Origin of the sequence: Halomonas sp. GT, from assembly GCF_002082565.1 — a bacterium.
Taxonomy (GTDB): Bacteria; Pseudomonadota; Gammaproteobacteria; order Pseudomonadales; family Halomonadaceae; genus Vreelandella.
This window is the reverse complement of record NZ_CP020562.1, coordinates 247,520-260,140: the sequence shown is the minus strand read 5'-3', so window position 1 is coordinate 260,140 and position 12,621 is coordinate 247,520. Positions and strand designations below refer to the sequence as shown.

Genomic DNA, 12,621 nt, shown 5'->3' with positions numbered 1-12,621 from the left:
TCATCAGACAGACGGAGTACGACACACGATCGATCATTCTTTCCAAACGCAGTGGAGGTTCTCCTATGAAGGTTTACAAACCCGAATGGCAGTGCACGTTTAGCGTAAACGAAGGCGCGGTAGAATCAGCAACCTGGAAAGAGCGAATCGCGTGGCGGCTTAGACAAATCGCCGATCGACTTGAAGGCGGTGGCCGTACGGTAAAAATCGACTATAACGTCTCTCCGCACGTTAGCCGAGACGAAGTTGATACCTGTTTGGGGAAAGGGTTTGAGGTGACTCAGCGACTGCTGACCCAACTTGCCCGCCAACAGGCCTGCGAAGATGTGATGCGCCATGCGAAAGCAGAGCTTTACGAAGAGCAACATCAGCATTAGTCGTAATAAGCAACGCAGCAACGTTTTAGAAAAACACCCGCCTGTTTAACCATTGGCGGGTGTTTTTTATTGTGCGCTATTTATATTAAAGACTCATTAGCAGCCATCATCCCGAATAGGGTGTTTCTAAGGCCTGCCCTAATCGCTGCATAAACGCCGTGCATTCATGCAGTTGAGCCGTCTCAATATACTCATCGGGTTGATGCGCCTGGGCAATGCTGCCAGGGCCAAGAATTATTGTCTGCAAGCCTTGGCCTTGGAACTGCCCCGCTTCCGTAGCGTAAGCCACCGCATGGTCGCAGCACCCTGCTGGCAAATGGTTTTTGGCTAAGCGAAGCACCTGGTCGTTTTCGCGGTCGGCCAAGCCCGGTACGGTCACGTTTAGCGGCTCGGTGGTAATTTCAACGTGCTTGCCTTTGGCCTGCAGCTCAACGCTTAGCTGGTCGCAATAAGTCTTAAAGCGCGCGTATATCTCGTCGAAGGTGTCCGTGGGCAGGTGACGAATTTCCCACTCGAACTGGCACTCCCGCGCCATAATATTGATTGCTGTACCGCCCTTTATCTTGCCTACATGCAGACTGGTGTGGGGCACATTAAATGCCTCGTCAACGCGCCCCTCTTCCACTAATGCCGCCATCGTGTCTTCAATAAACGTGACGAGCCTTGCCGCAACATGGATAGCTGACGTGCCTTGATTCACTTGGCTACTGTGGGCCTCCTGGCCAATCACGGTAGTGCGCAGATTCGTTGCGCCTTTTTGCGCGACCACAGGCTGCATGCTGGTAGGTTCGCCAACAATGACGTGGGCGGTGGTGGAGTAGTGCTCGTAAAAGCGTTTAATAAGACTCGGCGCGCCCACACAGCCAATTTCTTCGTCGTAAGAAAACCCAAAATAGATAGGCTGCTTAAGTGACGCATTGACCCAGGTAGGCACCATGGCTAACGCACAGGCAATGAAGCCTTTCATATCACAGGTGCCACGCCCGTAAAGACGGCCATCGCCGCCATCACGCAAGGTAAACGGGTCACTCGACCATGGCTGACCGGCCACAGGCACTACGTCGGTATGGCCAGAAAGCATCACGCCGCCAGGGGCAACAGGGCCTACGCGGGCAATCAGGTTGGCTTTGGTTCCACACGGGCTCATCACCCGCTCTGAAGCAACACCATAATCAGCTAGATAATGCTCAACAAATTCAATTAAGGCTAAATTTGATCCACTTGAGGTGGTATCGAATGATACTAGCTTCGCCAGTAAGGTGGTCACGTCAGTCATTCTGCTCTCGCTAGTTAATCTCTTGATATTACCCTATCACCGCCATTCGCCTTTTCCTACTTGGCAGACTTACTGCCAACTAAACGTTGACTGTCACGTCGAGTTCATCGTGCATTCATGAAAACGTCATCTACACTTTCTACTGTTCAGTGCACCCAAAAAACTTAACAAATGTACTGCGAACGACCCACAAGGAGCCGTTATGTCTCGTTTCACATTGCACGCGCTTACCCTAGGGGTGGCGACCGCCACGTTTAGCCTTTCTGCCCATTCAGCGACTGAAGTGACTTGGTGGCACGCCATGGGAGGCCAGCTTGGTGAAATCCTTGAAGAAATGACGGAGGAGTTTAACGCCTCCCAGGATGATTACCGCGTAACGCCTAGCTATCGTGGCAATTATACCGAAACGATGACCGGTGCCATTGCGGCGTTCCGTGCAAGCGAGCAGCCTCATATTCTGCAGGTCTTCGAAGTCGGCACAGGTACCATGATGAATGCTGATGGCGCCATTTATCCGGTGTATCAGCTCATGGAGGATCATGGCCGTGCATTTGATCGTGACGCTTTCCTGCCGGCGGTAGTCGGTTACTACACCGACACAAACGGCAACATGTTGTCGTTCCCGTTCAACTCCTCAACGCCCATTATGTATTACAACCGTGACGTGTTTGAGGAAGCAGGTTTAGACCCTGAACAGCCGCCACAAACCTGGGATGAAGTCGCGGAATACGCAACTCAAATCACCGAGTCGGGCGCTGCCAACTGTGGTTTCACCACCTCATGGCCAAGCTGGGTCATGCTGGAAAACTTCTCTGCCATGCACAACTCTCCGCTAGGGACGTTAGAAAACGGTTTTGGCGGGATAGAAACAGAGTTCAACTTCAACAATGAACTGGTAGCCCGCCACTGGGATAATTTAAAGACGTGGCAGGATGCGGATGCCTTTAAGTGGGGCGGCCCTGGTTCCGGGCCAGACTCTGAACCGCTGTTTTACTCACAAGAGTGTGCGATTTTCTTTGGCTCTTCTGCATCACGTGCGGATGTCGCTGCTAATTCCGACTTTGAAGTCGGTTTCGGTATGCAGCCCTACTATGACGACGTAGATGGCGCGCCACAGAACTCCATCATTGGCGGTGCCACCCTGTGGGCACTTCAAGGCCATACCGATGACGAGTATGAAGCCGTTGCCGCCTTCTTTGAGTACCTCTCACAGCCTGAGGTACAAGCAGAGTGGCACCAGCAAACCGGTTACCTGCCAATCACTCAAGCAGCATGGGACTTAAGTAAAGAGCAGGGCTACTACGATGAGAATCCAGGTGCCGATATTTCGCTGAAGCAGATGACACTAAACGAACCGACTGAAAACTCAAAGGGCCTGCGGTTTGGTAACTTTGTACAGATCCGCGACATCATCTCCGAAGAGATGGAAGCCGTGATGACTGGCGCTAAATCTGGCCAAGAGGCTGCCGATTCAGCGGTTGAACGTGGTAATCAGTTGCTACGCGACTTCCAATCAGCCAACCAGTAAGTAAGCACCCGCTCCGCCGCCTGCCCCTGGCAGGCGGCGAGCCTTTTTTTAAGTGCCCCACTTATTGGTGCCGTTTATAGACGCAGGATACGTCGCCTATGCAAACCAAACGCATGACCTTCCCAGGGCGTTTTTTGCCCTACGCCCTGCTGGCTCCTCAGGTCATTGTCACGCTGATTTTCTTTATTTGGCCTGCCGGTCAAGCGCTTTACCAATCACTGCTGCGGGAAGACGCCTTTGGGCTACGCACCACCTTTGTGGGCTTGGAAAACTTTGCGCGACTCTTTCGCGATGGCGCTTATCTTAATTCGCTCTCAGTGACAGTGGTGTTTGCGGTAGGTACCACGCTGCTTTCCATGTCCGTTGCGCTGCTGTTAGCGAGCACGGTTAACCGCATGATCCGCTCACGCAGTACCTATACCACGCTGCTGGTATGGCCCTATGCAATTGCACCTGCCATTGCCGGTGTGCTGTGGTGGTTTATCTTCAACCCGTCGATTGGCATTGTGCCTTACATACTGGACATGGTCGGCTACCAGTGGAACCACCGTAATTCGGGCGCAGACGCCATGATGCTGGTGATTTTTGCCGCGGCCTGGAAGCAGATTTCTTATAATTTCCTGTTCTTCCTCGCTGGCTTACAGTCGATCCCTCAATCACTGATCGAAGCCTCGGCTATTGACGGCGCAAGCCCCATGAAGCGCTTCTGGACCATTGTTTTCCCGCTGCTGACGCCAACGACCTTCTTCTTGATGGTGGTTAACGTGGTTTACGCCATGTTCGATACATTCGGCATTATTCACGCGACTACCCAAGGCGGCCCTGCTCAGGCGACCAACACACTGGTCTATAAGGTCTACGCCGATGGCTTCGTAGGCTTGAACTTAGGTTCTTCGGCCGCTCAGTCAGTGATTTTAATGGCCATTGTGGTCGCACTTACGGTAGTGCAGTTCCGCTTTATTGAGCGCCGCGTGAACTACTAATACCGCTGGCTAATTGTTTGGGAGACTTTCAATGGTTGAAAACCGACCCTGGGCGAATTTTTTTGCTCACCTGACGTTAATGATTGGTGTCGCAGTGGTAGTGTTCCCTGTGTACGTTGCACTCGTGGCGTCTACCCAGGCACCGGGCGATTTGCTACGCGGCACGCTGCCGATGCTACCCGGCGCTCATGGTATCGAGAACTTTACCCGCATGTGGCAGTCCGGCGTTTCCAACGCAGGTGCCCCACCAGCAGGCATGATGCTATGGAACAGTTTTGTTATGGCCATGGCGATTACCATAGGAAAACTGTCGATCTCGCTACTGTCGGCGTTTGCGATTGTTTACTTCCGCTTTCGTTTTCGGATGTTCTTCTTTTGGCTAATTTTCATCACGCTGATGCTGCCCGTCGAAGTACGCATTATTCCGACGTTTCAGGTCGTCGCAGATCTCAATATGTTGAACAGCTTCGCGGGTCTCTCAATCCCACTGATTGCCTCGGCAACGGCGACGTTCCTATTTCGTCAGTTCTTTATGACGATTCCGGAAGAGATGCTGGAAGCGGCCCGAGTCGATGGTGCTGGTCCACTCAAGTTCTTCAAAGACATCCTTATGCCGCTATCCGTTACCAATATCGCGGCGCTGTTTGTGATCATGTTCATTTATGGCTGGAACCAATACCTGTGGCCACTGCTGATCACCACCGACCCTGACTACTACACCATTGTGATGGGCATTCAGCGCATGACCTCAGAAGAGAATCCCCAGTGGCATTTGATTATGGCCGCCGTGGTAATGGCCGCCCTGCCGCCGGTACTGGTGATTTTGTTTATGCAACGCCTGTTTGTAAAAGGCCTGACCGAGACGGAGAAATAACGATGGCCAGCATTACCCTGGAAGGGCTAAAAAAAACCTATGCGGGCAACGTCGCTGCGGTCAAAGGGATCGACTTACAGATTGAAGACGGTGAGTTCGTGGTACTCGTTGGGCCATCCGGTTGTGGAAAATCGACCCTGCTACGGATGGTCGCTGGTCTTGAAACCATCACCGAAGGCACGCTCAAAATTGGCGATCGGGTAGTGAATAAGCTAGAGCCCGCTGAGCGCGATATCGCCATGGTGTTCCAAAACTACGCGCTTTATCCGCACATGACCGTCTACAACAACCTCGCTTATGGCTTAAAGAACCGAGGTTTCAAAAAAGATGACATTGATAAACGCGTGCGTTTAGCGGCCAAGATGCTGGAGATTGAAGACTTCCTGGAGCGCAAACCCCGCAAGCTTTCCGGCGGCCAGCGCCAACGTGTAGCGATGGGCCGAGCACTGGTCCGCGAGCCTTCAGCCTTCTTGTTTGACGAACCGCTTTCCAACCTAGACGCCAAACTGCGCGTACAAATGCGGGTAGAGATTAAACAGCTACAACGTCGCCTAAAAACCACCAGCCTGTATGTCACTCACGATCAGTTGGAAGCAATGACCCTGGGAGACCGCTTGGTCGTACTAAATGCCGGGCAAATTGAGCAGGTAGGCACACCGATGGAGATCTATGCCCGCCCGGCCACGATGTTCGTTGCGGAATTTATTGGCTCCCCGGCAATGAACATGTTGCCGTTGGATTATCTGCGTACTCAAAGCAGCGGCGTGCTGGAACACCTTCCCGAAGGCACCGACACTCTCGGCATTCGCCCAGACGATATGCACCTCACCCCGCCCGAGGCACCCCATCTAGCTATCGACGCGACACTAATGCTCTTTGAAGCGGCAGGCGCGGAAAGCCATCTTTACGTTAATCTCGCCGACAGCGAGCAACCCACGGTGATTCGCACCACGGGCCAGCCAGCCGTTCGTGAAGGGGAAACATTGCGCTTCTATGTAACCCGAGATGCCCTTCATCCTTTTAATAGCATCACTAGAAAGCGCACCGATGGTTAACATGGCTGCTGAAAACAAGCACATATAAGAAAAGAGCGTCATCGGAGACTTCATGCGCTACGTTTGAGCTAATAACAACGACTCGCTGCTCAGCTATTTTTTATAAGTAGCGTATGGGTCCCTGTGATGAATACTGGTCTATGAAGACAGCATGTTATGGCCTCGACACCTTATACCGCGATCATTCCCGGCGCGTACAGGCGACCCTGATTCGCTTATTAGGGGATTTTGAACTTGCCGAAGAAGCAATGCAGGACGCATTTGTGGCAGCAGTTCAGCAATGGCCGATTAGCGGTACACCCGACAATCCTCAAGCGTGGTTAATTCGTACCGGCTACCACTGTGGGATTAATCAGATTCGTCAACGCAGCACGGCCCGCCGCCGAGCTCATTTGCTTCTACCCCTTGAAGAGACACTGGATCTCGAACCAGCGTCGATCCAAGACGATGCACTGCGACTGTTGTTCACCTGTTGTCACCCAAGCCTAAACATGGAAGCTCGCGTTGCATTAACCCTACGGGAAATGTGCAGCCTCACCACCGAGCAGGTGGCGAGTGCGTTACTCATGAAACCCTCTACACTCGCGCAACGCATCGTACGCGCTAAACGCAAAATTCGCGATGCCCGTATTCCCTACGCAGTGCCTGACAGCGAAGCACTTCCCGAGCGCCTGCCAGATGTACTCCAGGTTATCTATTTAGTGTTCAACGAAGGCTACTCACGCAGCATGGGCAGCCATGTCGTTGATGTCAGTTTGACGAAGGAAGCCATGCACCTCGGTGAGGCGTTAGCAAAGTTGCTACCCAGTGGCGAGGTGTTTGGATTGATGGCGCTGATGCGGCTTAATGATGCTCGTCGCGATGCACGCCAAGATAGCGCTGGTGACTTAGTCACCCTGGACGAACAAAACAGAGCTTTGTGGCACCAAGAGGACATTCGTAGCGGCATCGAATGGCTTGAGCAGGCACTGACGCTCACTCCAACCGGCTACTACACCCTTCAGGCATCGATTGCCGCGGAACACTCACAGGCTAGCAGCGCCGAACAGACTGATTGGGGGAGAATCGTTAGGCTCTACGATGCCCTATGCCACCGCAACGCTTCACCAATTCTGGCACTGAATCGCGCAGTGGCCATTGCTATGAATGGTGCGCTGGCGACCGGCTTGCAGCTTCTTGATGAGTTAGCGCATCACCCACAAATGGCCCGCTACTATTTATTTTACGCTGCGCAAGCGGATTTACTGCGCCGCCAAGGCCAACAAGATGCAGCACAACGCGCTTATCAACAGGCACTTGTGCTGACGACGCTTGATCCAGAGAAGCGCTTTTTGCTCAGGCGGCTGTCTGAGCTAAAACAGCCTTGATAAAAAATTTGATAAAAAAACAGTTTGGCTATGTCGATTTTCGCTCGCCCTAAACGACTAGTGAGAGTACCCCTTGACCATCCAGGAGACTCTCAATGAAATTCATGCTAATTCGCCGTGCCGATGCCAGTACAGAAAATGGCACCTTACCTTCTCAGGACATGCTAGCGGCCATGGCTGCCTATAACGAACGCATGATTAAGGCCGGAGTGCTCGTTAGTGGCAATGGCCTTCGACCAACCAGCGACGGATGTCTGGTTCGTTTCGAGAATGGCTCGCCTACCATCATCCCCGGCCCGTTATCGCCGCCAAGTGAACGAATGGCAGGCTACAGCGTACTAGAAGCGCCAACACTTGAAGAGGCCATTCATTGGGCTCAGCAGTGGCCCGCCATGGATGCCGATGGCAATGTGACGCTTGAGTTAAGGCGTTACTTTTCGCTGGAAGATTTCGAGCCGGGCGATGGCCTGGAACAACACCGCCACCACGCCCGCATTCCGGACGAAATGAACGTGTATGTTGCCTTTCCCGGCACCTGCCGTGAAGCCATGCAGTTTTATGCCGACGTCACTGGTGGTCATTTGGAATGCCTAATGACTTACGCTGAAACGCCTGCCGCTGAACACACCCCGCCTGCTCTCCATGACCACATTATCCATGCCTCTTTAAATCTGCGTGGCCGACGCTTAATGGGCGCCGACATGGACCCAGAGAAATACATGGCTCCCCAAGGGGTTCATGTACAGCTGGAGTATCAAGATAAGGAACAGGCCTCGAATACGTTCGCACGCCTAGCGGACGGTGGCGAGATCACTATGCCCTTCGAAGCCACCTTCTGGTCGCCTGGGTTCGGCATGGCAACCGACCGCTTTGGCATTCACTGGATGGTTAACGTTTCGTCAGAAAACTGTCCTTTAGCCACCGAAGGAGACGTCCCATGAAGTACGTTGCGCTAGTGTATTACCAAGAGCAAATCATCAATTCCATGAGTGAACAGGAGTGGCACGACCTCAACCAGGAGTGTATCGCGGGGGTCGAGCGCCTGAACGCCAGCGGCAATTATCTCGCTGGGCAGCCATTACAACCAACGGAGACTGCAACCACCGTGCGGGTACGTGATGGCGAGACACTGGTATCCGACGGCCCCTTTGCCGAAACCAAAGAGCAGTTGGCTGGCTTCTACCTGCTGGAAGCCCACGACTTGAATGAGGCACTGCAGCTAGCTAGCCGCATCCCGCCTGCCCGATTCGGCAGTATCGAAATACGCCCCGCTCGAGAACTCCCACCGAAATCAAACGCTGGAGAAACAGCATGAACACTTCCGCCACGCCCTATGTCGATGGCTTCATCGCTGCCGTGCCAACCAATAATAAATCTGAATTTATTGAGCATGCCCGGGCTGCCGCCGTCGTGTTCAAAGAGTACGGCGCACTGCGAGTGGTGGAGTGCTGGGAAGACGATGTTCCCGAAGGAGAGGTCACCTCGTTCACCATGGCGGTTAAACGCCAAAACGACGAAAGCGTTATTTTTTCATGGATAGAATGGCCTTCCAAAGCGGTACGCGATGTCGCTATGCCAAAAGTCATGGAAGATCCACGTTTACAAATGGACGTTAATCCCATGCCCTTTGATGGTAAGCGTCTTATTTATGGGGGCTTTGAAAGCATCATTACTGTGTGAGAACGCTGGGCCGTTTCATTCAATAGAAACGGCCCGAAAGCCCTTCTTTGCAGAGACTTCTTTGCAGGGACTTGTTTTCACCTAATCCCTTTCAGCAATATCTACTATCCGCCCTTCCACTTGGTAAGTTACTTCCCCAAGCGACACTAGGTAATCACGCAGCATTTGCCAATCAGTGTTACCAACAATAGTGTTGCGGCCATCCTCGTAAGCAGCCCCTAATACTGCGTGGCTATCGCCGCCAGCGGCAGTAAAGTTGTTCGTCGCGATGGTGTAAGTGCGTTCTGGGTCAATAGCCTGCTGCGTTATTGTCAGGCTAACCACACGCTCGCCTACCGGCTCTCGGCTGTCGTACACCAGCTCAACACCTGCCGACACTTGTAAAAATCCGCCATTCTCATCGGGCACATTGGTTAGGGCAATTTCGAACGTTTCGAGTAGCTCAGCGCCAGTAACATCCAGTAGCGTCAAACGGTTACCAAACGGCTGTACGGCGATCAAATCGCCCACAGAGACATCGCCGGTCTCGACCGGTTCACGGATACCGCCGCTGTTTTGGATGGCCAGCATCGTATCCGGCGCTACTTTGCGTGCGGCATACAGCTGGGCATCGGTGATCAAATTGCCCAGCGCGGTTTCGTTAGCACGCACGCTTCGCGAGTCGCCGCTGCCATGACGTGGATTGGGCAGTGCCGACATTACTGTGGCACCGACCTGGGTATCGCGTAATTCTTCTATTGCCGCTGTGTAGGGTTCAAGCCGCTCTAGCGCGTCGGTATCGGCATCATACTCACTGGTCGCTAATAGTTCGCCTGAGACATCTTGAACAACACCATCTGTATCAAATGTTACCTGCATAACACCTAAATGCTGACCATACTCACCCGCCTGCCCAATGACTGTCGGTGCTTGGGGCTCTCCTTTATGGTTTTCAGTCATTAGCGTAGGCGGCGACACGCGGGTGTGGCTGTGGCCACCAATAATGATATCGATTCCCTCTACGTGCTGAGCCAACAAAAGGTCGTTGCCCACGCTGGGGTTACTATCGTACCCCAGGTGGGTCAGGGCGATAATCTTATTAACGCCTCGCTCTTCAAAGCTTGCCACCATGGCCTCAGCCGCTTGGCGGTAATCGCTGATCGTGATTTGACCGGGGCTCGAGATTGTCTTGCTATCCTGGGTACTAAGCCCAAAGATGCCGATTGGCTCGCCATTGTGCTCAACAATAATACCGTCATAGAGCCCCCCTGACTGCGGGTCCCCGCTGATAGACTCATCGAGCATGCCAGCAAATTCAGGCGCGGCCGAAAAATCCAAATTGGCGCCTAAAATAGGAAACGCTGCATCCGCAAAAAACGCGGCTAGCGCTTGGTGCCCCTCTTCAGGATCGCCCAAGTCAAATTCGTGATTGCCTGGGACAAACGCGTCATAGCCCATTAAGTTCATAAATTCGAGAGCATCCTGGCCAGCAAACTCAGTAAAGTAGAGCGTTCCAGAAAAAATATCGCCCGCGTCCAACAGTAATACTTCACCATACGCCTCACGCGCTTCGTTTAGCGTGGTGACCAGCTGCGGGTACTGATCTGTGCGACCATGCAAGTCGTTGGTGTGAAACAACGTGAGGGTGTAGTTGTCAGCAAGGGCAGGAGTAACGGTGATCAACAACGCTGTCCCTAGCGCAATCCCATAGCAGCTAAAACGCATCTTAATAGCTCCTTTCATATTGGTGTCATCGTTCATCGTTAGCGTGCCATAAAGGCCTGACAAAGTGGTGACATCAATGGCAAACCAACCGCGCAAACCGCTTAGCGCTGAAGAAATCGCCTACTTAGTGGAACTGGCTAACGGCAACGCATTAGCCAAGCAGCGTCGTCGAGAGAAAAAGCGCCAGACGCCAGCGGCAAAAAAACCCTTAGACTAACCACGCCTTACCAAGGCGGATGCCATGCACGCTTCCTAAAATCATTTGACTATTATAATAGACAGAATAACGCAAAAAGCCGATGTACTTTTAGCACATCGGCGAAACGATCTTAATAAGTTAATTAAACGCTAAGGAAGCTATCTATCATTTAAAAGTGATAGCGTGCGCCTACTGCGTAATAAAGGTCATCTTCGAAGTCATTAATAGCATCTTGATTGGCATCATTTAGCTCGACAAATACATCAAGATTTTTAGAAACATCGTAGTGCGCCGCAGCGGCCCAAGCGTCACGATCATTATCAGCGTTATCTACGTCAATGTTGTAATAATCGAGATAGAAGGTCCAAGCACCGGTGGCAAAGCTACCACCTAGGCCTACCGTGTCAAAACCGCCGCCCCGCGTATCGCTGTCACCGCGGGTTTCGTAACCTAAGCGCGCAGAAAAAGCGTCATTAATATCGTACGTGGCTGTAGTACCAAAGCGTGTTTCGCCGTTGCCACCGCCACGAACGGTATCTTCTACATAGCCAAGTGCTAAACGTACGGGGCCTGTCGCGTAAACGACGCCACCTTGGGTGGCGATAACGCTACCGTCGCTAGACTGCTGTGCTTCGGTGAGCCCACGCTCAGAAAAGTGTTTCGCTGAGAAAACGGCCTGAAAACCGTTAATTTCAGGCGTTTTATAGCCAATCGAGTCGCCACGCGCCTGAAGGCCACCCCCAGCGAATTCATAGCCACGCTCTACATACACATCAAACGGCGTCATAACGTAGCTATCGTAGTAACTGTCGTAGTTACCCGCCATGAACGTACCGTACTGTTTACTCTCTAAACCAAGGTAACTATTCCGCACCTCGTCAAAGCCCGGGCGGCTGCGCTCATCACCAGTAAAGCGCCACTCTACCCGTGCAAACGCTCGCAGGTCGGCGTTAATTTGGTGGCCCGCTGTAAAGCGCAAACGAGAACCAAAATTACGGAATTCTTCTCCATTATCAACGCCATCTTTTTCACCACCGCCCTCAAACCCCATGGCGATGCGGCCGTAGATATCCAGCGTCGTGCCGTCTTGGTCATACACCATCGCTGCCTGAGCAGCAGAGGCACCCAACAAACCACTAATAGCCAGAGCAAGTGTCGTCTTTTTAAACATAATTGATCCCATTAAGGTAGTTAGTGCTTTTTATTAGCACTTTCAACTTCAATTTAAACTAGATACCAAATAATTATAATTTTGTTTATTTTAGATCTAAGCCTAATTAGATAAACAAAAATTATTATTAAAACTTCTCACTTGTTTTTAATTGCGCATTGCGAAGGCACAATCGAGGAGATGATTACCTCGTCGCTGGCTACCTTAAAGGTGTTATATTTCATTCTCCTTAAAGTTTTATTTTTTATCTAATTTTTATAATAACTATAAAATTGCAATCTAAACGACATCTTTATCTGCTAAGCAATCATCCCTTCACTTGGGACATCACCAACAAAACTGGCAGCCTGTCATCTCATGTTCACTAGGCTGTCTTGGCAGTGTCACTGTCACTGCGCATAGTGCAT

The 12,621-nt window shown here is 52.0% G+C and carries 13 protein-coding genes; 10 read left to right on the top strand and 3 right to left on the bottom strand.

The genetic code is table 11. The annotated features are described in order from the left end of the window. Positions 1-65 precede the first annotated feature (65 nt). Positions 66-377: a hypothetical protein gene (locus B6A39_RS01260; RefSeq protein ID WP_030074158.1), complete on the top strand. Its 312-nt coding sequence runs from the start codon at positions 66-68 to the stop codon at positions 375-377. 106 nt (positions 378-483) lie between these two features. Here B6A39_RS01260 and argE read toward each other — a convergent pair whose 3' ends face one another. Further along, positions 484-1,653, bottom strand: a complete 1,170-nt coding sequence (gene argE, locus B6A39_RS01255) for an acetylornithine deacetylase (protein ID WP_083000542.1) — start codon at positions 1,651-1,653, stop codon at positions 484-486. 202 nt (positions 1,654-1,855) lie between these two features. Between argE and ugpB the strand changes: the two genes are divergently transcribed. The 8 genes from ugpB to B6A39_RS01215 all read left to right on the top strand — a co-directional run bounded on the left by ugpB (position 1,856) and on the right by B6A39_RS01215 (position 9,140). Then, the gene (gene ugpB / locus B6A39_RS01250; RefSeq protein WP_083000540.1) at positions 1,856-3,181 is read left to right on the top strand and encodes a sn-glycerol-3-phosphate ABC transporter substrate-binding protein UgpB; all 1,326 of its coding nucleotides are present in this window, start codon (positions 1,856-1,858) and stop codon (positions 3,179-3,181) included. 98 nt (positions 3,182-3,279) lie between these two features. Continuing rightward, a complete protein-coding gene (gene ugpA / locus B6A39_RS01245; protein WP_083000538.1) occupies positions 3,280-4,164 on the top strand; it encodes a sn-glycerol-3-phosphate ABC transporter permease UgpA in 885 nt (294 codons plus the stop codon). Between the two features lie 31 nt (positions 4,165-4,195). Continuing rightward, the gene (gene ugpE / locus B6A39_RS01240; protein ID WP_030074162.1) at positions 4,196-5,038 is read left to right on the top strand and encodes a sn-glycerol-3-phosphate ABC transporter permease UgpE; all 843 of its coding nucleotides are present in this window, start codon (positions 4,196-4,198) and stop codon (positions 5,036-5,038) included. Positions 5,039-5,040: 2 nt separating this feature from the next. Then, positions 5,041-6,093: a sn-glycerol-3-phosphate import ATP-binding protein UgpC gene (locus B6A39_RS01235; RefSeq protein WP_083000536.1), complete on the top strand. Its 1,053-nt coding sequence runs from the start codon at positions 5,041-5,043 to the stop codon at positions 6,091-6,093. A 140-nt stretch (positions 6,094-6,233) separates the two neighbouring features. Beyond that, positions 6,234-7,460, top strand: a complete 1,227-nt coding sequence (locus B6A39_RS01230) for an RNA polymerase sigma factor (protein WP_083000534.1) — start codon at positions 6,234-6,236, stop codon at positions 7,458-7,460. A gap of 95 nt (positions 7,461-7,555) precedes the next feature. Then, the gene (locus tag B6A39_RS01225) at positions 7,556-8,401 is read left to right on the top strand and encodes a VOC family protein (RefSeq protein ID WP_083000532.1); all 846 of its coding nucleotides are present in this window, start codon (positions 7,556-7,558) and stop codon (positions 8,399-8,401) included. Further along, the gene (locus B6A39_RS01220; protein WP_009723839.1) at positions 8,398-8,775 is read left to right on the top strand and encodes a YciI family protein; all 378 of its coding nucleotides are present in this window, start codon (positions 8,398-8,400) and stop codon (positions 8,773-8,775) included. Before B6A39_RS01225 ends, B6A39_RS01220 begins: the two co-directional genes overlap by 4 nt. Next, entirely contained in the window at positions 8,772-9,140 is a 369-nt protein-coding gene (locus B6A39_RS01215; protein ID WP_083000530.1) for a DUF1428 domain-containing protein, read from the top strand. The genes B6A39_RS01220 and B6A39_RS01215 overlap by 4 nt, the downstream gene beginning before the upstream one ends. 81 nt (positions 9,141-9,221) lie before the next feature. On the opposite strand, the gene B6A39_RS01210 is transcribed toward B6A39_RS01215, so the two are convergent. Next, positions 9,222-10,844 carry a bifunctional metallophosphatase/5'-nucleotidase gene (locus tag B6A39_RS01210; RefSeq protein WP_083000528.1) on the bottom strand — a complete coding sequence of 541 codons (1,623 nt, stop codon included), beginning with the start codon at positions 10,842-10,844 and terminating at the stop codon, positions 9,222-9,224. Between the two features lie 76 nt (positions 10,845-10,920). On the opposite strand from B6A39_RS01210, the gene B6A39_RS18860 reads away from it, so the two are divergent. After that, complete coding sequence (locus B6A39_RS18860; protein WP_156886186.1) at positions 10,921-11,061, top strand: hypothetical protein; 141 nt, start codon at positions 10,921-10,923, stop codon at positions 11,059-11,061. 151 nt (positions 11,062-11,212) lie between these two features. Here B6A39_RS18860 and B6A39_RS01205 read toward each other — a convergent pair whose 3' ends face one another. Further along, positions 11,213-12,214 (bottom strand): porin, encoded by a 1,002-nt coding sequence (locus tag B6A39_RS01205; RefSeq protein WP_083000526.1) that lies wholly within the window; start codon positions 12,212-12,214, stop codon positions 11,213-11,215. Positions 12,215-12,621: the final 407 nt, after the last annotated feature.